This window comes from Burkholderia sp. Bp9143 (genome assembly GCF_003853645.1).
Classification (GTDB): Bacteria; Pseudomonadota; Gammaproteobacteria; order Burkholderiales; family Burkholderiaceae; genus Burkholderia.
Window position 1 is genome coordinate 173,977 of record NZ_QTPO01000004.1, and the last position, 22,527, is coordinate 196,503.

General features: G+C 64.5%; 17 protein-coding genes. 5 read left to right on the plus strand and 12 right to left on the minus strand.

All coding sequences use genetic code 11. The features are described 5' to 3' along the window. Nucleotides 1–320 precede the first annotated feature (320 nt). The 5 genes from DIE23_RS04485 to DIE23_RS04505 form a co-directional block, all read right to left on the minus strand. Nucleotides 321–1,721 carry an MFS transporter gene (locus DIE23_RS04485; RefSeq protein WP_185646384.1) on the minus strand — a complete coding sequence of 467 codons (1,401 nt, stop codon included), beginning with the start codon at nucleotides 1,719–1,721 and terminating at the stop codon, nucleotides 321–323. A 54-nt stretch (nucleotides 1,722–1,775) separates the two neighbouring features. Then, nucleotides 1,776–3,293 (minus strand): sulfatase, encoded by a 1,518-nt coding sequence (locus tag DIE23_RS04490; RefSeq protein ID WP_124610995.1) that lies wholly within the window; start codon nucleotides 3,291–3,293, stop codon nucleotides 1,776–1,778. Between the two features lie 108 nt (nucleotides 3,294–3,401). Further along, nucleotides 3,402–3,794, minus strand: a complete 393-nt coding sequence (locus DIE23_RS04495) for a BON domain-containing protein (protein ID WP_124610996.1) — start codon at nucleotides 3,792–3,794, stop codon at nucleotides 3,402–3,404. Nucleotides 3,795–3,834: 40 nt separating this feature from the next. Continuing rightward, nucleotides 3,835–4,899, minus strand: coding sequence for a porin (locus DIE23_RS04500; protein ID WP_260435961.1), 1,065 nt, complete (start codon nucleotides 4,897–4,899; stop codon nucleotides 3,835–3,837). Between the two features lie 158 nt (nucleotides 4,900–5,057). Further along, a complete protein-coding gene (locus DIE23_RS04505) occupies nucleotides 5,058–7,238 on the minus strand; it encodes a beta-glucosidase (protein WP_185646385.1) in 2,181 nt (726 codons plus the stop codon). Nucleotides 7,239–7,414: 176 nt separating this feature from the next. Here DIE23_RS04505 and DIE23_RS04510 point away from each other — a divergent pair, with 176 nt between their 5' ends. Further along, the gene (locus DIE23_RS04510; RefSeq protein WP_260435962.1) at nucleotides 7,415–8,092 is read left to right on the plus strand and encodes a TetR/AcrR family transcriptional regulator; all 678 of its coding nucleotides are present in this window, start codon (nucleotides 7,415–7,417) and stop codon (nucleotides 8,090–8,092) included. Between the two features lie 53 nt (nucleotides 8,093–8,145). On the opposite strand, the gene DIE23_RS04515 is transcribed toward DIE23_RS04510, so the two are convergent. The 5 genes from DIE23_RS04515 to DIE23_RS04535 all read right to left on the minus strand — a co-directional run bounded on the left by DIE23_RS04515 (nucleotide 8,146) and on the right by DIE23_RS04535 (nucleotide 13,650). Then, nucleotides 8,146–9,168, minus strand: a complete 1,023-nt coding sequence (locus tag DIE23_RS04515; protein ID WP_409364219.1) for a formylglycine-generating enzyme family protein — start codon at nucleotides 9,166–9,168, stop codon at nucleotides 8,146–8,148. Further along, a complete protein-coding gene (locus tag DIE23_RS04520) occupies nucleotides 9,116–10,459 on the minus strand; it encodes an MFS transporter (protein WP_124610997.1) in 1,344 nt (447 codons plus the stop codon). Before DIE23_RS04520 ends, DIE23_RS04515 begins: the two co-directional genes overlap by 53 nt. Before the next feature lie 5 nt (nucleotides 10,460–10,464). Continuing rightward, nucleotides 10,465–12,096 carry a sulfatase gene (locus tag DIE23_RS04525; RefSeq protein WP_124610998.1) on the minus strand — a complete coding sequence of 544 codons (1,632 nt, stop codon included), beginning with the start codon at nucleotides 12,094–12,096 and terminating at the stop codon, nucleotides 10,465–10,467. Nucleotides 12,097–12,106: 10 nt separating this feature from the next. Next, nucleotides 12,107–12,469, minus strand: a complete 363-nt coding sequence (locus DIE23_RS04530; RefSeq protein ID WP_124610999.1) for a hypothetical protein — start codon at nucleotides 12,467–12,469, stop codon at nucleotides 12,107–12,109. Nucleotides 12,470–12,753: 284 nt separating this feature from the next. Then, on the minus strand, nucleotides 12,754–13,650 hold the full coding sequence (locus tag DIE23_RS04535) for a glutamate/aspartate ABC transporter substrate-binding protein (RefSeq protein ID WP_124611000.1): 897 nt from the start codon (nucleotides 13,648–13,650) through the stop codon (nucleotides 12,754–12,756). A 399-nt stretch (nucleotides 13,651–14,049) separates the two neighbouring features. Here DIE23_RS04535 and DIE23_RS04540 point away from each other — a divergent pair, with 399 nt between their 5' ends. The 4 genes from DIE23_RS04540 to DIE23_RS04560 all read left to right on the plus strand — a co-directional run bounded on the left by DIE23_RS04540 (nucleotide 14,050) and on the right by DIE23_RS04560 (nucleotide 21,240). Then, nucleotides 14,050–15,696 (plus strand): S8 family peptidase, encoded by a 1,647-nt coding sequence (locus tag DIE23_RS04540; RefSeq protein ID WP_124611001.1) that lies wholly within the window; start codon nucleotides 14,050–14,052, stop codon nucleotides 15,694–15,696. A 713-nt stretch (nucleotides 15,697–16,409) separates the two neighbouring features. Next, nucleotides 16,410–19,181 (plus strand): magnesium-translocating P-type ATPase, encoded by a 2,772-nt coding sequence (gene mgtA, locus DIE23_RS04550; protein WP_260435963.1) that lies wholly within the window; start codon nucleotides 16,410–16,412, stop codon nucleotides 19,179–19,181. 67 nt (nucleotides 19,182–19,248) lie between these two features. After that, nucleotides 19,249–19,992 (plus strand): transporter, encoded by a 744-nt coding sequence (locus DIE23_RS04555; protein ID WP_124611004.1) that lies wholly within the window; start codon nucleotides 19,249–19,251, stop codon nucleotides 19,990–19,992. Between the two features lie 195 nt (nucleotides 19,993–20,187). Beyond that, a complete protein-coding gene (locus tag DIE23_RS04560) occupies nucleotides 20,188–21,240 on the plus strand; it encodes an RNA-guided endonuclease TnpB family protein (protein ID WP_124611005.1) in 1,053 nt (350 codons plus the stop codon). Nucleotides 21,241–21,253: 13 nt separating this feature from the next. On the opposite strand, the gene DIE23_RS04565 is transcribed toward DIE23_RS04560, so the two are convergent. After that, nucleotides 21,254–21,538: a transcriptional regulator gene (locus DIE23_RS04565; protein WP_124611006.1), complete on the minus strand. Its 285-nt coding sequence runs from the start codon at nucleotides 21,536–21,538 to the stop codon at nucleotides 21,254–21,256. Between the two features lie 83 nt (nucleotides 21,539–21,621). After that, complete coding sequence (locus DIE23_RS04570) at nucleotides 21,622–22,497, minus strand: LysR family transcriptional regulator (protein ID WP_124611007.1); 876 nt, start codon at nucleotides 22,495–22,497, stop codon at nucleotides 21,622–21,624. Nucleotides 22,498–22,527: the final 30 nt, after the last annotated feature.

The window sequence follows — 22,527 nt, forward strand, 5'->3', positions numbered from 1 at the left end:
ACAACCGGGAAGGATTCGGGCAGCGGCAACACGCGCCAGCGTGTTCGAATGACGAACAGCGGTGCGTGGCAGAGCGCATATTGTGCCTGTTGTTGCGCGACGCGACAGGAATCCCATGGCGTGGGCGAGGTTGAATGCCGAATGCAGCACATTCGAAAACGCGCCTGGGAGACCGTCGCCAGCCGCGGCGTGCAGCCGCCGACAACCCGGCGCAGCCCCGTCCCGCGGGCCGTGCGCCGGTTCCAGTCCGGATTTGAGCCGGTGCTCGCAGGGTCGTGAGGCCGGTCCGGGCTCCGGATCGACGCCAGCCGACCCGGCACTCACCTGACGGCGGACCGCCTCAGACGGAGAATGCCCAGTATCCGCGCATGCACGTCGGACGAGACCGGATAGAGCAACACCAACCCGATCGCCATCGCCGTGAACACGAGCGGCCCCTTCCACAACATGGCCCACAAACCATCGAGCGTGCGCGGCGACTGCACGCGATTGGCGACGAATCCGATCGCCTCCAGTATCTGGCCGACAGCACCGACCGCCAGCGCGAGCGCGGCCTTCTGAGCCAGCGCCACGACGCCGAAAATCACGCCCTCGCCCCGGATGCCGGTACGCCACTCGCCGTATTCGACGGTATCGGGAATCATCGCCCACTGCGCAAGCAACATCGCGGCGTTGCCGAACCCGATCGCAACGAGAATCGCCAGCAACGCACCCAGGCCGGGGAGCCCCGCGGCCCCGAGCAAACCGTAGCAGACCGCCGTGATGCAGGCGCCGATCAGCGCGACCCGACGTTTCGACGTCCTCCGCATCACCCACGCCCAGAACGGAATCGAGACGAATACCTGCAGCGCGACGGCGCCCAGTGCCCAACCGATCAGGTCCTCTCGATGCATGCCGTATTTCAGCACGTACGGAAGCGTCTTCGACAGCAGGGTCGACGACGTCATGTGCAGGATCGCGAAGCCGAACACGATGACAAACGCGCGGTTGCCGACGATCACGAGAAACGCCTCACGTATCGAGACGCCGTGACGGTCCGGCACGACCGCCTCCTTCGTCGACAGGAACGTCGCCACGAATACGCAGACCGCCACCGTTGCGTACGCCAGGTTCACGAACAGAAACCCCGTTTTCGCGTCGCCGCCGCCGAGCACCTGCACGAGCCGCAGCGTCGACAAGGCCACCAGCACGCCGGCCGTGGCCGCGCATACCATCCGATAGGCGGCCAGACTTCCTCGCTCGCGGCTGTCGACCGTCAGCGTCGCCATCAGCGCGTTGTACGGCATCGACAACACGGTGTACGTCGTCCTGAACAGCACATGGGTGCTCACGACGAACGCCAGTTGGGCGACACCCTCGAGGCGGTTCGGCACGAACATCGACACGAAGCTGACGGCGAGCGGAACGCATCCGAACAGCAGGTAAGGCCGGTAGCGCCCCCAGCGCGTTCTCGTGCGGTTGGCGACATATCCCATGACCGGATCGAAAACGGCGTCCCACAGCATTGCGCCGCCGAATATCGCACCGGCGATCCCGGGGGAAAGCCCGACCACATCCGTGTAGTAATACAGCAGATAGAGCGTCGTACTCTGCCAGTACAGATTGAACGCGAAATCGCCGATACCAAAGCCGATCTTGCGTACAAACGGCAGCCTGACGCTCGCCTCATCGCCGGCGCCGGAGACTCCCGGCGCCGGGATGGATTGTGAAATTTCCGCCATCATCGTCCCGCAGTTCAGTTCCGTCTCGCCTGCTCGAAAAACGAACCTTCAGCTTCACCCCGCGAAGTTCCGGATCGGAATCGGGGGTTGACTCGGCGCTTCCGCATTCTGCAACTCGGCTTCATGCTTCCGGAGCAGCGCGGCGCCCTTCTCCGCTCGCCCGGTTTCCCTCAACCGCTCCAGGTAAGCCCGCAACTTGCCGCGCACGTGATAAGGGCCGCCCTCCTCGACGACGTTGACCAGCGGGTCCCGGCCACGCGCCGCGTCGGGAAGCACCTGCGCTTCCCATTCCTTGAGCAGCGCGGTCCCTTCGGCGACGACATCCGCACGCTCGGCCGCCAGATTTAGCAATTCGTGCGGATCGCGATCGAGGTCGAACAGCATGACGTCGTCGAAGAGGTGATATCCGTCGTGCAACGTGGCGATCATCAGCCAGTTCCCGAACCGAACGCCACGCTGGCACGTCCACGCGCCCTGCGACACGACAAGGTAGTCGCGACCTTCGTCCACCCCGTCCCGCAAGTCTTTCGCGAACGAAGCGCCGTCCCACGAATCGGGAACAGGCTGACCAAGCAACTCCAGAATGGTTGCGGTGACATCGATCTGATAATGGAACGCGTGGTATTCGCGCCCCGGTTCCAGGCCCGGCCATTTGAGCAGCAGCGGGACGTTCGTCGTGAACTGATCGGCCGTCTGGTGGTCACCGTAGATGCCCAGCTCGCCGAGCGTCTCGCCATGATCCGACGACAGCAGCACGGCCGTGTCGTCCATCACGCCGAGTTCCGCGAGTTGTCCGAGCAGTTTCCCGACATATTCGTCGGCCATGAGGACGCCCGTGTCGTAGCCGTCGAACATGGCTCGCACCGCCGCCATGTCCGGAACCTGCTGGGGTTGGCGCGGATATCGCCGTAACGCCGCATCGTTCGGTGCGAACCCCGTGCATTCCTGAGCGCTATGCGGGCCGCACCCTTGCCAGTGGTTTGCACGCACCGCCTCGGTCAGCCACGGCGGCAGCGGATCGTCGGCGAAAGGTTCGCCATAGCTCGCCGGCGCTCTGTATGGGGTATGAGGGTCCCACATATGAACATGCAGGAACCAGTTGTCGTCGCTGCCATGCCGGGTCAGCCAGTCCGACGCGATCGCGAACACTTCGTCCGCGGTCTCGCGCCCGAACTTGCCGACGTTGTAAGCCTCGTCGAAACCGGCATACCAGTGAAAGGCCGAATGGCGATGCGCAAAGGAGCTGACGCTGACGGTCCTTAGACCCGCCTGCTGCAGGCGAAACGGAAAACTGTCGAAATGCAGCTGCGACCAGAACTTGCGATCGGGGCCGCCGATCACCGGGTCGGCATCGACGCCGCCGTGGTTGACAACGCCGTTGTGAATGCCGAAGCGGCCGGTCAGCAAGGCCGTGCGGCTGGGCAGGCATGGCGTGTCGGACGCATGCACGTTCCGGAACAGCACGCAGTCGGCCGCCAGCCTGTCGATGTTCGGGCTGGTACGGCGGTGGTACCCGTAGCAGCCGAGGTGGTCCGGACGCAGTGTATCGATGTCGAAGTAAATCAGTCTCATTTGTCGTTTCCCTTCATCCAGCCTTGGACGGCCGGTTCGAAAATTGTTTTGCAGCCAGGCCGATGACGGCCCACGTCATGGAACGACGGTCGACCGCACGCTCCGTGCTTACCAGTTTTGTGTGCTGATGCGCAGTTGATTCTTGACCGCCTGCACACCGGGAACCTTTTGCGCCGCGTCGACGGCGATCCCTGCTTGAACATTGTCGGCAATCGTGCCCGACAGCGTCACCACGCCGCCTTTTGCACTCACCGAAATGCGCGTCGAGTCGAGCCCCTTGGCATGGGCAATCGCCTGGCTGACGCGCTTGACCAATTGCCGATTCGCCTTTCTGTTCGCTTTTTTCGTGGCGCCCGTTCCGGCAGCGCTACTCGTTTGCGACGCCGCCGAGTCGGTCCGAGGGGTATTGCCCGGAATCGGATCCTGCGCGAACGTGCTCGTCGCGCCAGCCACGCACAGCCACGCGAGTGCCGCGCGAACGACATGCTTTCGAATTTCCATTCCTTTCTCTCTCGTCAAATCCTGGTGTGCCGCACCGCGATTAAAACTGCGTGATCATCCCGACCGATATGCCGGTCACCGCCTTGCCGTCCGGCCGCAGGTTCAAGCCTGACACGTTGGCCGGATCCCGCTTGTACGCGCCCGAGAATCCGTTTCTGTCGTACTCCAGGTACAACTCGGTACGCTTGGACAGGAAATAATCGAGCATCGCGTAGGTGGTCAATTTTCGCCCGTCCGATCCGCGCGCGTATTTCAGGTTCTTTCCGATGTCGTAATAGGTCGCCGTGCTGAACTGAAGGAACGGCGTGACCCGATAGACGAGACCGATTGCCGGGATGTCGTCCCGGCGTTCGACGCCGGCGGACGTCGGCGAACTCACCCAGAGCCCGCTGTAGCTCAGGTACAGTTTCGCCGGCCCCAGTTGCCACGTTGCACCGCCAATCGCCGCCTGCGCCCATTGAGACGCCGCGGCGTTATAGGTCTTCTGATACGCGGCACCGATCATCACGGTTTGATACTGGTAGGTTGTGCCAATGGCGAGGTTCGATCCCACGTGTATGTTGCCGGCCACACCGCCAGCCGAGTAGCTTCCGCGGAGCGTCAGACCGCCAGCCTTACCCACGACCTTCACTACGTTGTTGAACCGGGAGTCGAGCGTAAAGAAGTTCCCCCCCCAGATCACACCCGGGACAACGGCGAGCGACGTTCCCTGCGCTGCGTCCGGATCGAGCGCAACGCCGACGTCTTCGGCGGCGCTGAGTTGCCGGCCCAGCGTGACACGCCACGCATCGGTGCCGAGTCCGACATAGGCTGCCTTCGAAAAGAGCGGCCCCGACGTGCTCGCCAGTCCCCCCGTCCCCGTGACGAATCCGCTTTGAAGGGTGAAGATCGCCCTCAGGCCCTGCCCGAGATCCTCCACGCCTTTCAGCCCGAAACTATTGCCGGATATGATGTTGCTGTCGAACCCGATCTGGTGCCCCCCTTTCACCCCGTCGACCCACCGAATACCTCCGCCAACCGTCCCGAACAACGTCACGCTCGACTGCGCTTTCGCTCCACCGGCCATCATTGCCACCGCCGTGGCCAGAATGATCTCTTTCCTCACGCGTCTCCTCCTGTTTTGCACTGCTTATTAGATTGCTCCGGAAAATTCCCTCTTTCTTTTTCCGATCGATCACGGGCCGCCAAGCGAACGCTGGTAAACGCCGGCCCGGAAGATCGGTTGCTCCCGTATTACCCGTGCAAGACTTCCGCGGTACGACTTCAGGTACCGAATCGACGCTCTTCCAACTGCACCACTGCATCCGCGACGTGATCCACCGCGGAGCGTGCCAGCACGATCCGGTAGTCGCCTTGCCTGATATGCCAGTTCCCGGACGCTTCGTCGAAACGCGCCAGCAGGCGCGGGTCGGCATGCAGGCTGACGTCAATCGACGCGCCGGCGCGCAGCGTCACGCGCTTGAAGCCGAGCAGACGCACGCGCTGCTCCCTGTGGGCGTCAGTCAGGTACACCTGCGGAACGTCATCGCCGTCCCGTGCTCCCGTATTGGTGACGGTAAAGCGGACCGTCACGGTTTCGCCTCCGCATGCCGAAAAGTTGCCGTATTCGAATTGCGTGTAGCCCAACCCATGACCGAACGAAAACACCGGCGCTTCACCACGCTGCGCGAACCAGCGATAGCCGATCTCGGCACCTTCGTGGTAATGCACCTTGATCCGCGTCCCAAGCTCGACGTCCGCTCCCGGCAAATGCGGATGCGGCGTTTGTTCGATGTTGACCGGAAAGGTCAGGGGCAGGCGTCCGGAAGGATTGATCTCGCCCGTCAGGATTTCGGCGATCGCCTGGGCGCCAGCCTGCCCGGGAAACCAGGCTTGAACCACCGCGCGCACCTTGTCTCGCCATCGCATTTCGATCGGGTTGCCCGTCTGCAACACGACGATGACGTTCGAATTCACGCGCGCAACGGCTTCGATCAGCTCGTCCTGCCCGAACGGGAGCGTCATGTCCGGGCAATCGAAGCGTTCACCCTCGTGCCGGATCGCATTCACGATCACGACATCCGCCTTCTCGGCCAACGCAACGGCATCGGCAACATGCGCACCGCTGTCGAAATCGATCGCCGTTTGCGGCATGCGTGTGCGCAGCTCGGCAAGCGGCGATGGTCCGAAGAAGCACATTGACGTCGGACCCAGCAGCGGATGGCTCCTGAGCGGCACCTCGGCGGCGAACCCGCCGCGCGGCCGGACCTGGCTCGACCCCGATCCCGACAACACCCCGGCCTGCGCGAAGCCTCCGATCATCGCGATCCGTTTCAGGTCGCGCGCAAGCGGCAGCGTCTCGCGGTCGTTTTTCAACAGCACGATTCCCTTCCGGGCGATCTCCAGCGCGACGCCGTGATGCGCGTCCCAATCGACGGCTTCGGCCGCGCGCGGCCGATCGATGCCGATCGCGTAATACGAGCGCAGCATGCGCCGCACCATCTCGCTGATACGCTCCTTCGGAATCCTGCCTTCGTCATAAGCGCGCCGCAGCGGTTCGTTGAACCACTCGCATTCGTCGAGTTGGGCACCGGACTGCTGGTCGAGGCCTTTCAGCGCGAAGTCCCAGTGGTTGACCGCGCGCCAGTCCGACATGACCCAGCCCTTGAAACGCATCGCGTCTTTCACGATGTCCTGCAGGATGTGCCTGTTGCCGCATGCGTATTCGCCGTTGACCAGGTTGTACGCGCCCATCAACGCACCGGGCGCTCCGTCCTCGATCGCGATCTGAAACGCAAGCAGGTCGCTTTCGCGATGCGCGGCTGGATCGATGATCGCGTCGAGAAAGAATTTGTTGGTCTCGCTGGCATTGAGCGACACATGCTTCACCAGCGCGATCACCCCTTCCGCCTGCGTACCCGACACGACAGCGGCACCGAGTTTTCCCGACACGAGCGGGTCTTCGGACACGTATTCGAAATTTCTGCCATTGCGCACTTCGCGCACGAGATTGATCCCGCCGCCCAGTGCGACGTTGAAACCGGCCGCGCGTACCTCCCTGCCGATCGCCGCCCCCTGCGCTTTCGCCAGTTCCGGATCAAACGTCGCACCCAGCGCGAGCGCGGCCGGGAACGCCGTGGCGCCGGCATGCGGATCGTCCGTCGCGCGCACACCGAGGCTCGTGTCGGCGAGCATCAACGGCGGGATGCCCAGCCGCGCCACGCCGCGCACATATCCCGCGATTGCAGGCACGTTCGACGGTACACGCGGCTCGCGCGCGTGCGTGCCGAAGATGCGCACCATCAAGCTGTACAGCATCGAGAACCGCTCGTCGTCCGTCATGCGGGCTTCGGTTTCCCTGGCGCGCTCGTCGGGATCGGAGACCGGCGCACCGGAGCCCGATGACGGCGCAAAAGCGGCAGGATTCGTCTCTTCGGTGTCGACGCTGCCGTGGGGGAATTTCATGTTGATACGACTCCTTCTTTCCAGTAATTATCCACTCGGATAATTTAATTGGACTCCGGTGCGACGGTCAAGCAGGATGCCGACGAATCGATGTCGGGACTTTCCCCGAGAATCAGCGGATCAATGCGCTTCACGACCTCTTTCCGCCGGTGAATTGCCGGACGCGATACCGGACGTTGCGGCGTTATCAGAGCGAAGGCACAATCCGGGTAGTCCATTTTCCGGAAGCAGCGATGACGATTGCCAGACAAGCGCAACAGGAACGAAGCGAGCAGACTCGCGCGGAAATTCTGGGCATCGCGCTCCACCAGTTTTCCACCGGCGGCTTCGACGCGGTAAGCGTCCGCGACATCGCCGATCAAGCCGGTGTCAACCACGCGATGATTCGCTACTACTTCGGGAACAAGGAAAACCTGTGGCGCGAAAGCGTGGCTTATCTATTCGAACGCTTCATGGAAAAAGCCGCGCCGCCGGAGTCGGACGGCGGCAAGCTTTCTCTCGACGCGGTCAAGGACTACATCCGGAACTACGTGCGGTACTGCGCCGAGTATCCTGAGCACGCGCGCCTGATGATGCAGGAAGCCAATCGCGATTCCGAGCGGCTGAAGTGGATGGCGCAGAAGTTCATTCGCCCGCGGCACGACATGACGATTCCGCTCATCAAGCGAGTCTGTGCGCAGACAAAAGGTCTGGAAAAAATCGACCCGATCCTGCTGTTGTACATGGTCACGGCGATCGCACAGATTCCGTACCTGCTGACCGCCGAGATGAAATACGTTCACGGCATCGACGCACTACGGGAAAAGGCCATCGACGCCCATTGCGACGCGGTCCTGACGTTCATCTTCCGCTGAGATCCCGCATCGTCGCTCATTCGGGAACAGGCGGACCAGCGGCAAGCCCACCATCACGTCGATGACAGGTCGTACGCGACGCGGAAGCCGGTGTGGCCGGCGGACGTATCGCTCGGACGTCCCGTCCGGGCCGCGATACGGTAGCGATAGCAGTAGCTTCGATGGCACAAATACGAGCCGCCCTTCAGCGTGTACTCCTTGTCCAAGACCGCTTGCCGGTCCCGCGCCCTGCCGGCGCTCGACAGCGACTTGACCCGGAACGGATCGCCGCACCACTCCCACACATTGCCGCTGCAGTTGTAGAGGCCGGCCGGATTAGGCGCGAAATCGTCCACGCGGACCGTGCCGAAGCGCCTGTCGCCACCGATATACAGATCGGGGAAGCGGCCGTGCCAGATGTTGCAGTAGACCATCGCGTCCTCGGCCGGCTCTTCATTTCCCCATGGAAAGCGGCGATCGTCCGCGCCGCCCCGTGCCGCGTGCTCCCATTCCGCTTCCGTCGGCAGTCGTCCGCCGCACCATTTCGCGAATGCAACGGCATCGTTCCGGGAAATGTGCACGACCGGATGCAATTCGCGCCCGGCCAGCGATGACGACGGTCCCTCGGGTGCCGCCCAGCACGCGCCCGGAACCGACCGCCACCAGGGCACGCTTTCCGGCGTCTCGGTAGCGAGGCCGGGGGCGACAAACGCGTGAAATACGTAGCTCCAGCCGAACCGCTCCGCATCGGTGCGATAACCCGTTGCCGCGACAAACTCGGCGAATCTCTGGTTCGTTACCGCATGGCACTCGATGCCGAAGGGCTTCAGACGAATCGTCCGCCTCGGCCCCTCTCCATCCGCCTTGATCACCGGCGCATCGGTACCGAGCCAGGTGGCGCCACCGTCGAACCACACGACGCCGGGGCGGCGCGCATGTCCGTGATCCAGCGCTGCGGCAGGCGTGATCGGCACAGGTACGCACGCCGCGTCGCCGGGCGCATGCGCGTTGTCCCGACGCGGCGAACAGCATGCCCGTCCGGGCTTATCGAACTTGTCCAGGCTCGTTCTCCCGCAGGCTGCCCTGCATGCGCGCAACGTCGCGCGGATAGGTACGGTACAGCACCGTGATGAGTGCGCCGTTGACGAGCACAAGGCCGACCACCGCGACGATGAATACGCTCTTCAGGCCGTAGCGGTCGCCGAACCAGCCCGCGCCGGCATTGTATGCCGCCCACGCCAGCGACTCGACGATCGCGATCAGGATCACGAACGCCAGGCTTCGCAAGCGAGGCGGCACGACCGCCATCACGATCGGTCTGTTGGCGCTCGGAAGCGCACCCAGCGCACCTCCCATCATGAAGAAGAAGCCGCAGAACACATAGATGCTGCCCCAGTTGAACTGCGTGCCGAGGAACGCCAGCACGCCGAAGGCGATCTGCATGATCTGAAGGAACGCCACGCGTCCGAACTCGGGCCATGCCTTGTGCATCCGGTCGAAGACCACCGCCCCGCCAATCGTGCCGAAAAGATAGCCGATGCCGGTCGGTGCGATGACGATCGCGGCCATCCGGTTTGGAAACCCGAAGACTTGCGTCAGGTAAACGACCCCGAACGACATGATCAGCAACTGGCCGGCAAGCAGCCTCGACACGAGCATGACGCTGAACGTCGGAATGCGAAACAATGCAAGCACGTCCCGCCAGGCCGGTGCCGCTTCGACGTTCGACGGACGTACGATCGACGCTTGAGACGCACCGACTCCCGGATCCCGAAACCAGATGAGCACTGCCGTCCCGGCAAGCATGCTGACGCCACCGAGCAGCCAGAATCCGATGCGCCAGCCGCCGTCGATGTCCGCGAGATGGCCCAGCATCGGCCCGACCAGCGCACTGACGAGTGCCGTGGCGCCAAACATGTAGCCGATGGCCCGACCGCGCATTGCGTCGTCGAACAGGTCCGCGAAAATGGAGGTAATCAGCGCACTCGCTCCCGCGGTACCCACCGCGAGAATCGACGTGCATACGAGCAGCATCGTGAAGTTGTGCGAGAACCCCGCCGCGACACCCCACGCGCCCCACACGCCGGTACAGACGACGAGCACGCCCTTGCGATTCCAGCGCCTCGCGAGCCAAAGCCAGAACGGGCTGAAGAGTGCCGCGGCGATTTTGCTGCAAACCAGCATCACACCCAGGCTCGACAACGATAATGCAAGGCTCGCCTTGATGACCGGGAAAAGCGCCGGGAGAACACTCGCCTCGCTGTTGTCCAGCGCTTGAGCGGCGGTCAGGATGCCCATGTGGCGCCAGCGGTTCTTCACCGCCGGCGCGGCCTTCGTCGCCTCGCCCGCCCCCGCGGCGGTTTCTCGTACCTCGATCGGTCCGTACATGACAGTCAGCCGCCTGCGCCGGGTTGATCGGCTTGCGGGCGCGGCGTGGCGCCGCCCGCCATGACGCGCATCGCCTTTGCCTGCCTGGCAAGGGTACGCCGCAAGGCCTCGGCACGCCCCGTATGGGCATGCGCGAGCAGATGGCCGTCGGTAATCGCGCCGTCAACCGGCAAGCCGATGCGCACATATTGTTCCGGTGGCGCATCGCTTTGCACCATGAGATCGCGAAGCAGGACGGCCATGCGACGCTCGACTTCGGCATCGGCGATCGGGTGCGCCTGCGCCGGATCCGACGCGAGATCGAACAGCAACGTCCCGGCACGGTACGAATAACCCAGTGGCCGAGCCGCGATCTTCATCGTGCGCACGTCCTTCGTGAACGAGAACGGCTCGGCCAGCTGAATGTCCGTCAATTCGTCTACGCCGAACATCTGTCTCATGTGCATCGGCATCAGCGTGTACTCATATATCGGCGCCGTGGTGTCCGGATCGGGCCCGGAGCGCATGTAGACGTATCGACCATCGGTGACGTTGACATGTTCGCCGTGCATGCCGAACAGCGCGGCCGTGCGGACCGACGCATCATCCCTGATCGTGTTCCGAAGCGATACGCCCTGCATATCCGGCGTCGCGGGAATGCCGAAGAAATCGAGGATCGTCGGCGCCAGATCGATGGTCTGCACCAGCGCATTGCGGCGCACGCCCGCGCGGGCGCTGCGCGGATCCCAGATGAACAGCGGTGTATTCGCCAGTTCGTTGAACCACGGCTGGGCCGTCTTTGCCCACCAGCCATGCTCGCCAAGCATGAATCCGTGGTCGGTGCACACGATCAGCATCGTGTCCTTCCACAGATCGAATTCGTCCATCAGATCGAGCACCCTGCCGAGCGAGTGATCGCACATCGAGACGAGCGCCGCATATTCCGCGCGGACATGGCGTATTTCGTCGTCGGTGTCGTCGTCGCAGACGGGGCCGTATGAGGGCCAGTCGAAATGGGGCCCACCATACTCATGCGCATAGAGATCCCTGTAGCGCGGGTAGCTCACGAAAGGTTCGTGAGGATCGAACGTTTCGATCTGGAGGAACCAGGAGCCGGCGTCGTGGTTCTTGCGGATGAATTGTTCGCCCGCATCGAACGTCAGCGTCTGAGGATGAAGATCCTCCGTCGGGAAGTACTGGCGGTTGACCCAGTCCTGCCGCGCCGCCTTCGGCTTCGACGCCCCCTTCATCGGAAACGGGCGCTGTGGGTCGCGTACTTCCCCCTTCCACGGATCGCCCTCCTGTCCGCGGAAGAATTCCCAGCTGTCGTAGCGCGTATGGTAGGTCGACCCGCCATCTTCCCAATAATGCGGATGGTCGCTGGCGAGATGGGTGTAGATTCCACTCCGGCTGAGCATGTCGGGCATCGAATCGTCGAACGGTTCGAGCGGCCCCCAGCTGCGATGCAGGAAGTTATGGCGCCCGGTGTGCAACTCCCTGCGTGCCGGGATGCAGGCCATGCTGCCGACGTAACAGTTGTCGAACGTCGCGCTCCGCATCGCAAGGCGCTGAAAGTTGGGGGCTTTGATCCAGTCGCAGCCATACGGCGGCAGCATGCGCCGGTTGAGGCTGTCATACATTACGACGATTGCTTTCATGATGTCTCCGTCATTTCAACGTGCTCGCTGCCGCGCCGACGTCGAAGTGCGGCACGGCCTGCCGGCCGCATTCGATCGACGACGCGTCGTTCTCGATACGGGTTCGCGCAGGAGCGATGCGCCGCACGAATTTAATTATCCGATCGGATAATTTATCGCATACATGAAGTGAATCGTCAAGCTCGGACAATCTGAATTGAGAATGTCGTCGGTCCGGCGACGGCACCGGGCCTGCCTCGCGCACCCGGTCCACGGGAAGAGACTGACCGTCCGGCGAACGGTTAAAGGCGGCCAGGTTGGCGGCGCGGCACGGTTGCACCCGGCAACCATCCGCCTGGACCGTACCGGGCGACGCGTGCGACGACCTCGACACTCACTTTCTGGTCGGTTGCGACGGTGCCGCGTCGGGTCGCAATTCGTGTGCGGGTATATGCACGCGTCGCCGTACAGCTGATGCGTGCCCGGATGATGATGATGGAATGACGGCAAGCTCGACGGAACTTCGACCGCAGATGCGCACCGGGCGCACGTTCCGTGATTTCATGAACGGGCCGGCGTGGGGCTGGATGAGCAGTTGCCCCCAACGCCGGCGTGTGCAACACGCATCGAAGGTCGGGCCAAGCCATGTTGGCCCGCACCGCCTCACGTCGAATGCGCTCAGTACTGTGCCTGATCCGTCGGATTCCTGAACAGCTGCTTCATCTCCGGCGACAGCGGATAGTTGAGGCTCACGCCCTTCGGCGGAATCGGTTGCATGAACCACTGCTCGTAGAGCTTCTCGGCCGCGCCCGAAGTCTGCATCTTTGCGATGACGCCATCGACCACGTGCTTGAACGCCGGATCGTCCCTGCGCATCATGCACGCGTAGTTTTCATGGACGAGCGGCGTGCCCGCAACCGTATACGCGCCCGGGTTGCGGTCCTTCGCGATCTCGCCGTACAGCAGCGGCTCGTCCATCACGAACGCGACCGCGCGCCCGGTCGTGACGTTCATGAATGCCTCGGCGTGGTCCTTCGCGCTGATGATCGTCATGTTCATTCCCTTCTCCTCGTTGAGCTTGCGCAGCAGGCGCTCGTCCGACGTGCCGGCCGTTGTCGCGACCGTCTTGCCGGCCAGGTCCGGGAAGTCCTTCACGCCCGATTCCTTGCGCGTGCTGAAGCGGATTCCATACAGGAAGATGCTGTTCGAGAACGCGGCCTGCTTCTGCCGCTCCAGCGTGTTGGTGGTCGACCCGCACTCCAAGTCGATCGTGCCGTTCTGCAGCAGCGGAATCCGGTTCTGCGACGTGATCGGGATTTCCTTCACCGTCAGGTTCGGCGCCTTCAGCTCCGCCTTGAGCGCGTCGATGATGCGCGCCGCGATGTCGCGCGAGTAACCGATGTTCTTCTGCTGGTTGTCCGAATACGAGAACGGCACCGACGATTCGCGAATGCCCAGCGACACGATGCCCGTGTCCTTGATCTTCTTCAGCGTGCCGGTGAGGGCCTGCGCGTGCGCGGTGCCCGCCAGCGCGCAGGTCAGCGCGACGGCCAGCCAACGGAAGCGGCGATCCATGCTTTTCTCCTGACGAAACGTTGATCGAATCGCGATCGTACGCCCGACAAAATTTGCACCGTATCGGGAATAGCGTCAGGCGCGCGCGGTCGCTTTCCGTGGCGCGCAAAAGCGCCTAGGCCAGGTATCGCACCCGACGGATCGCCGGGGGGCTCGTCCCCGCGGGTTCGGTCACTCGTTCCAAACGCACGTTCGTGCTGCGATGCCGCAACGCAATCGTTTGCTTCCTGCTGTTCTTTCATACAAAACATATTCAAGAAGTCGCCACAGCAGCCGTTACCCAAGGCATGTCGCGTCGCAGAAACCCTGCGCGCGCCTGAGAAAAAACAAGGTCCGGTTTACCCCCGGGCCAGGCACCACCGCCGGCACGACGGTTATCTTCGAGGATCGACTTTCAACATGAAAGCCAAACGTTTCAATTTCGCGCTGGCCCATTCCACCCATGCGCGCATGCTCGCCGGCATGTTGTCCGCCGCGACCCTGCTACCGATCGCCGGCTGCGGCGGAGGCGGCGACGGCAACAACTCGTCGCCGACCAACGCGGCACCCGCCCCGACGCCGGCTCCAGCACCGGCCCCGACGACCCCGCCCACCAACTCCGGCAGCAACGCGTGCACGTCCCAGCAGGCCGCGGCGCAGATGGCCGCCCAGATCACGCTGGCCGAGCCGCCGGTCGATCACCTGATCGTCAGGCTGAAGACCCCGACGGCCACGCGCGCGATGGCTGCCCTCGACACCGGTACGCGACTCGACGCCGTGATCCAGCGCTCGATGACGCGCTGGTCGGCGCCGACGACGACCAGCGCCGCGCGGGCGTATGCCGCCGTGACGACGTCGCAGGCACCGCTGAACGTGCAGGTCGAGCGAACCCTGTCGGACGGCGCGGCCGTGCTGTCGATCGGCCAGCGCATCGCGTCCGGCGACGCGGCGGCGCTCGCGCAGGCATTCGCGGCCGACGGCGACGTCGACTACGCGGAACCGGATCACCCGATGCAGATCCGCGACACGCCGAGCGACCCCGCATACGGCCAGCAGTGGTATCTGTCCGATGCGAGCGTCGGCATCAACGCCCCGCCTGCGTGGACACGAACCAAGGGGTCGCCGACCGTCGTCACGGCCGTGCTCGATACCGGCTACCGGCCGCACCCCGACCTCGTCGGCAACCTGCTGCCCGGCTACAGCTTCATCTCGAACGCCAACACCAGCAACAACGGCCAGACGCGCGGCGCCGATGCAACCGATCCGGGCGACTGGGTCACGCAACAGGAACTCGACAACGCCAGCGGCCCGTACTATCACTGCGCGAGCGAACCGAACGACAGCAGCTGGCACGGCACGCGCGTGATGGGTGTGATCGGCGCCACCGCCAACAACGGCATCGGCGTCGCCGGCGTGTCGTGGCTCGGCCGGATCCTGCCGGTGCGCGTGCTCGGCAAGTGCGGCGGCACGACGAGCGACATCGCCGACGCGATGCGCTGGGCGGCCGGCATTCCGGTCGCCGGCGTGCCGGCGAACCCGAATCCCGCGAAGGTCATCAACTTGAGCCTGGGCGGCGTCGGCGCGTGCAGCGCGACGTTCCAGCAGGCGATCGACGATGTGAACGCGAAGGGCGTGACCGTCGTCGTCGCCGCCGGCAACGACGGCCTGTCGACCGGGCTCGACCAACCCGCGAACTGCCGCGGCGTGATCAGCGTCGGCGCGACCGATGCGACCGGTCGCCGCGCATCGTTCAGCAACTTCGGCGCCGATGTCGCGCTGAGCGCGCCGGGCGTCAGCATCCTGTCGACAGCCAACAGCGGCACGACAACGCCGGGCACGGACACGTACGGAACGGCGAGCGGCACGAGCCTCGCGACGCCGCAGGTGACGGGCATCGTCGGGCTGATGCTGTCGGTGAACGGCAACCTCACGCCCACGCAGATCCAGCAGAAGCTGCAAGGCGCCGCGCGTGCGGCGATGCTGCCGGCCAGCACGTCGTGCACCGCGCTGCCGGCCGGCTCCGGCATCGCCGATGCAGGCGCTGCCGTCACGGCGTCAACGCAGTAACCCGCACGTCGTCTCGACACAACCGCGCGCATGGCTGCCTGACATGCGCGCGGTTTTTTATTCACGGAGACGACATCCTCGCGCTAACGTTCTGCAAGCATTGCCTGAAAAAAGGGCGGAAAAAGGGTTGACGCTTCGCACGACGACCCATTACCATCGCCCCCGTCTGATTACATGGAGTGTTCTGTGAACACCGATGCGAGTTGTAGTTGGTCCTCGACCAACTTGACTGCTGCCTGAGGAAACCGCGCAGAGCCTCGTCTTCTGCCGCATCCCGGGAAGCAGGATGCGGCGCCCTTCCGGCCTGACCGGCCAGAATCCCCCGCCGAATTTTTTCGATATCGCCGAATGTCCGCGCTGCGCAACCGTGCGTTGCCGCGTGCGTTCGTGCTGTGCGCGGCGCGAGCCGCGTGCGTGTTCCGTTCGCGTGCCGTCCGGCCGCGCGCCCTCGTGCGCGCTCGTCTGCCGATCGCCCGTGTCGCCTACCCACAACCGACAGGAGTGCAGATGAACTCAGACGACAGTAGTCGATTACCGCTCGCCGGTGCGACGCTGCGCATCGTTCCCCCGACCGCACTCCGCGCGCCGGCGAGCGTTCCCCCCTTCACCGATCCACAGCCGATCGCGCCCGATGCGACTCGGCGGGGAGCGCTCGTGCGTCGATAATGACACGGTCGCTCTCCGCCCGCCGCCTCGTGCGCAAGGAGCGACTCATGACACAACGCAATACCTCGCAAAAGAAACAGCGCGGCTTCATCAACGCCGGCCCCGGTCAGCAGAACGAACCGCGCATCATGCGCGCCGCGCAGGAAGCCGCCCGCCCGCTCGAAGAGACCTTCAAGTCGCTGCGCACCAGCACGCGCGGCCTCACCTACGAGCAGGCCGCCGATCGCCTGCAGCTCAACGGCCCGAACGAAATCGCGCACGACAAGCCGCCGCACTGGACGCGCCAGCTGCTGCACGCGTTCCACAATCCGTTCGTCTACGTGCTGCTGGTGCTGGCCGCGATCAGCTTCTGCACCGACGTCTACTTCGCGGCGCCCGACGATCGCGACTACGTCGGCATGACGATCCTGCTGGCAATGGTCACGATCAGCGCGCTGCTGCGCTTCGTGCAGGAATTCCGGTCGCTGCGCGCGGCCGAAAAGCTCAAGGCGATGGTCCGCACGACGGCGACCGTGCAGCGCGCGGTGACCGACACGTCCGAGCCGGCGCGCCGCGAGGTGCCGATGCGCGAAGTGGTGGTTGGCGACATCGTGCACCTGTCGGCCGGCGACATGATCCCGGCCGACGTGCGCCTGCTTGCATCGCGCGACCTGTTCATCAGCCAGGCCGTGCTGACCGGCGAAGCGCTGCCGGTCGAGAAGTACGACACGCTCGGCGCCGTCGCCGGCAAGTCGGCCCACGCGGGCATGGCAGGCACGCCCGGCGCGGCGAACGACGCGTCGACGTCGCCGCTCGATCTCGAGAACGTGTGCTTCATGGGCACCAACGTGGTCAGCGGCACCGCGACGGCCGTGGTCGTCGCGACCGGCGAAGACACCTATTTCGGTTCGCTCGCACGCAACGTCGTGAGCCACAAGCGCATCGAGACGAGCTTCGACCGTGGCGTCGCGAGCGTGAGCTGGCTGCTGATCAAGTTCATGTTCGTGATGGTGCCGATCGTGTTCATGATCAACGGCCTCACCAAGGGCGACTGGCTGAGCGCGCTCACGTTCGCGCTGGCGGTGGCCGTCGGCCTCACGCCCGAGATGCTGCCGATGATCGTCAGCGCGAACCTCGCGCGCGGCGCGATCGCGATGGCGCGCCGCAAGGTCGTCGTGAAGCGGCTGAACTCCGTGCAGAACTTCGGCGCGATGGACGTGCTGTGCACCGACAAGACCGGCACGCTCACGCAGGACAAGATCATCCTCGAACACCATCTCGACCTGTCCGGCCACAAGAACGAGGACATCCTGCGGCTCGGCTGGCTGAACAGCTTCCATCAGAGCGGCCAGAAGAACCTGATCGACATCGCGGTGGTCGCGCGCGCCGACGAGATCGGCGAGCGCGTGAAGCCGCAGGGCTGCAAGAAGATCGACGAGCTGCCGTTCGACTTCGTGCGCCGCCGCCTGTCGGTCGTCGTCGAGGACACGCACGGCACGAACCTGCTGATCTGCAAGGGCGCGGTCGAGGAAATGCTCGCGGTGTCGACCCATGTGCAGGACGAGGACGGCGTGCGTCCGCTCGACTTCGTCGCGCGCAAGCGGCTGCTCGAACAGGCGAACGCGTACAACGAGGACGGCTTCCGCGTGCTGGTGCTCGCGACGCGCACGATCCCGCGCGGCGACGAACGCAAACAGTACCGCACCGCCGACGAGCGCGATCTCGTCGTGCGCGGCTTCCTGACCTTCCTCGATCCGCCGAAGGAATCGGCCGCGCCGGCACTCGCCGCGCTGCGCGAGAACGGCGTGTCGGTGAAGGTGCTGACGGGCGACAACCCGACCGTCACGATGAAGGTGTGCCGCCAGGTCGGCCTCGAGCCGGGCAAGCCGATGCTCGGCGCCGAAATCGAGGCGCTCGACGACGCGACGCTCGCGCAGGTCGTCGAACGCACGACGGTGTTCGCGAAGCTCACGCCGCTGCAGAAGGCGCGCATCGTGAAGGCGCTGCAGGCGAACGGCCACACGGTCGGCTTCCTCGGCGACGGCATCAACGACGCACCCGCGCTGCGCGATGCCGACGTCGGCATCTCGGTCGACAGCGGCGCCGACATCGCGAAGGAAACCGCCGACATCATCCTGCTCGAAAAGAGCCTGATGGTGCTCGAGGAAGGCGTGATCAAGGGCCGCGAGACGTTCGGCAACATCCTGAAGTACCTGAACATGACCGCCAGCTCGAACTTCGGCAACGTGTTCTCGGTGCTCGTCGCCAGCGCGTTCCTGCCGTGGGAGCCGATGCTCGCGACCCAGTTGCTCGTGCTGAACCTGATCTACGACACGTCGCAGATGCTGCTGCCGTGGGACAAGATGGATCCGGAGTTCCTGAAGAAGCCGCGCAAGTGGGAAGCCGGCAACATCAGCCGCTTCATGCTGTGGGTCGGGCCGACGTCGTCGGTGTTCGACATCACGACCTACGTGCTGATGTGGACCGTGTTCGGCGCGGGTGCGATGTATCACCTGCATGGCGGTTCGAGCGGCCAGATCGTGATGAACTCGGGCTGGTTCATCGAGAGCCTCGTGTCGCAGACGCTCGTCGTGCACCTGCTGCGCACGCAGAAGATTCCGTTCCTGCAGAGCACGGCCGCGCTGCCGGTGCTGCTGTCGACGTTCACCGCGATCGCGATCGGCTGCTGGCTGCCGTTCTCGCCGTTCGCGGATTCGCTCGGCTTCATGCACCTGCCGGGCACCTACTGGCTGTGGCTCGCGGCGACGATGGTCGGCTACATCCTGCTCGCGCAGATCGTCAAGACGATCTATGTGCGCCGCTACAAGCAGTGGTTCTGATTTCTTCCGAACGGTGGCGCGCCGGCCCGCGCGGGCCGGCCGCCCACGACGCATCATGGGTGACTTGATGAAAAGAATGCTTCCGCTCGCGGCCGCGAGCGCCCTTCTCGCGCCGCTGGACGCTTACGCGGCCCATCCGCTCGTCAGCGACGACACGGGTACGCAGGGCAACGCGAACTGGCAGTTCGAGTTCAACGGCGAGGAAACCTCGAAACAGGACGAAAACGGCCGCCATCAGTTGTGGAACGCGACGCTCACGCGCGGGTTCGGCGAGCACGCCGATCTCTACGTGAACGCGCCTTATACGCATCTGCAAACGCGGACCGACGACAACGGCGCGGGCATCGGCGATGTCGAGATCGGCATGAAATGGCGCTTCGTCGAACGCGGGCCGCTGTCGCTTGCGCTGAAACCGAAGGTGACGATGCCGACCGGCAACGACAGTCGCGGGCTCGGCACCGGTCGCGTCGGCACCGGCGCGACGCTGCTCGCGCAAGCCGACGTCGCGCGCTTCTCGCTGCTCGCGAATGCGGGCGTCGCCTACCAGCCGAATCGCCAGGGCGATCCGCGCTCGGTCTGGGCCGTATCGGCCGCGGCGCTCTACAAGGCGACCGACAAGGTGCAGCTCGTGGCGGACATCGGCCTGTCGCGCAACACCGAAAGCACGGCCGGCGCGAATCCGGCGTTCGTGATCGTGGGCGCGATCTACTCGCCGAAGCGCTGGCTCGATCTCGACGTCGGCTACCGGCATGGCCTGAACGACCAGACCTACCGTCATTCCGTCATGGGTGGGGCGACGGTGCGGTGGTGATGCCGGGGTGACGCGGCCGATGCCGCATATCGAACCACGATACGACGGGTCGCCTTCGGGCGGCCCGTTATTTCATCAGAATTTGCCCCGAGAGACCCCGCCATTTCCCCCAAGGGGACTTCCTTCGGGGCGGATGGCGGGAAGGAAAGGAATGCTGTTGACAGGCAGCTTCTTCCACGGGTTAGGATCACCGGCATGATTCTTGTCTACCGCTACCGCGTGAAGTCGCTCAACGGACTGCTTAACAAGCAGAGTCGTGCGGTGAACTACGTCTGGAACTTCTGCAACGATACGCAGAAGCACGCGCTCAAGTGGAGCAAGAAGTGGCCGACGGGTTTCGATCTGAACGTGCTGACGACGGGGAGCAGCAAGGAACTCGGCATCCACTCCGGCACGATTAACGCGACGTGCGAGCAATACGCGAAGTCGCGCAGCCAGCACCGGCGACGTTACCTGCGTTATCGCGGCAAGAGATCGCTTGGCTGGGTGCCGCTCAAGGGCCGCGACCTGAAGCGTGACGGCGATGCGTTTCGCTTTGCCGGCAATACCTTCCGGGTGTTCAACAGCCGGCCGCTTCCCGAAGGCAAGATCAAGGACGGAACCAACTTTGCGCAGGATGCGCGGGGCAACTGGTTTCTCAACATCGTGATCGAAATGCCCGATGTTCAGGCTCGCCAGATCCGTTCCGGTGTCGGCATTGATCTCGGCCTGAAAGACTTCGCCACACTTTCGACGGGCGAGAAGCTGCCCAACGACCAATTCGGGCGTCGTGCAGCGGACAAGCTCGCGAAAGCCCAGCGGGCGCGCAAGCACAAGCGACATATCGCGAAGTTGCACGCCAAGGTTGCGAATGCCCGTGCCGATTTCCAACACAAGCTCGCGCTCGATCTAGTGCGGCGTTTCGATTACATCGCGGTCGGCAATGTGCCGGCCGCGAAGCTCGCCAAGACCAGGATGGCGAAAAGCATCTACGACGCATCCTGGTCGTCCTCCCGAAACAAGCTCCGTTACAAGGCGATCGCGCACGGAGCTACGTTCGAGGAAGTCGACGAAAGCGGTTCCACCCAGTCCTGTTCGGCGTGCGGGTCGAAAGACAGCACGACGCGGCCGAAAGGTATCGCGGGACTGCGAATAAGAGAGTGGGCCTGCAGTGACTGTGGTGTCGAGCATGATCGAGATACCAACGCTGCTGTGAACATTCTCCGATGCGGACGTGCATCGCCAGGTGTGGGAATCCTCCGCCTTTAGGCGGAGGAGAACGTCAACTGCCGTCGCTCGCGCCGAACAGTTGCGTGCACACGGCGCGCCCCTCTTCGGTCAATGCGGCGCTGCCGGTGCCGTCGTCGTTCAGCGTCGTCGCGCTCAGGCCGGCGGCGTCGAGTTGCGTCAGCACGCGGCGCAGCGTGCTCATCGGCAATTGCGCGCGCTTCGCGATCTTCGGCAGCGACCACGTCTTGCCGGACGGATCGGTCGCGGCTTCGTGCAGCGTCGCGAGCGTCGCAACGAGTGCGGGATCGAGCGGGGCGTCGTCGGATTCTGAAGTCATCGGTTCGGGTTCGGGTTCGGGAGCCAGCGCCGGCGCCGGGCCGGCACTCAGGCGGAAGGCAATCGCGGACACTATACGCCCGGTCACGCGCCCTTGATCGCGGCGCGCATGAACGACACGAAACGCGTGGTCACGGGATCGTCGCGGCCGGACAGCCACGCGAGCCCGACGCGCCATTTCGCGTCCCTGCCGTCGAGCGGCAGCACGGTCGCGTCGCGCAGCAGGTACTGCGCGCGCGACGGAATGAACGCGACGCCGACCCCGGCCGCGACCGACGTGAGCACCGATTGCACGTCCTCCGCCTGCTGCGTGACCTGCGGCACGAAACGCCGCTCGACGCACCACCGGTCGATCTGCGCGGCGAGCCCGGGGCCGCGTGCGCGCTGCAGCGCGATGAAACCGATCTCGTTGAGCACATCGAGATCGGCCGGCACGCGCTTGAAGCCGAGGTGCGGCGGCACCGCGAGCGCGAGCCCCTCGTCGATCACCTTGAACGACGACAACCCTTCATCCGCCGGCAAACGCAGGAACCCGGCGTCGAGCTTGCCCGCGCGCAGCCGCCGGGTTTGCTCGGACGACGACAGGTCGCTCAGCGTGACCGCGATACCCGGATTGCGCCGACGGAATTCCGCGACGAGTTTCGGCACGAGCGTCAGCACGGACAGGCAGATGCCGAGCCGCAGATGTCCGCGTTGCCCGCTGGTCGCCTCCCGTGCACGCGCGAGAATCTCGTCGGCATCGCGCACGAGCGCCTGCGCGTCGGGCAGGAAGCGTTCACCGAACGGCGTCAGCTCCGCGCCGTGCCGCCCGCGCTCGAACAGCTTGCCGCCGAGGCTCGCCTCGAGCGCGCCGATCTGCTTGCTCAGCGCCGGCTGGCTCATGTGCAGCGTGTCGGCCGCGCGGCTGAAATGGCTGAGCTCGGTGACCGTCAGGAAGGTGCGCAGCAGTTTCAATTCCATTCTTTAAAGGAATCGTATCGATCGAAACAT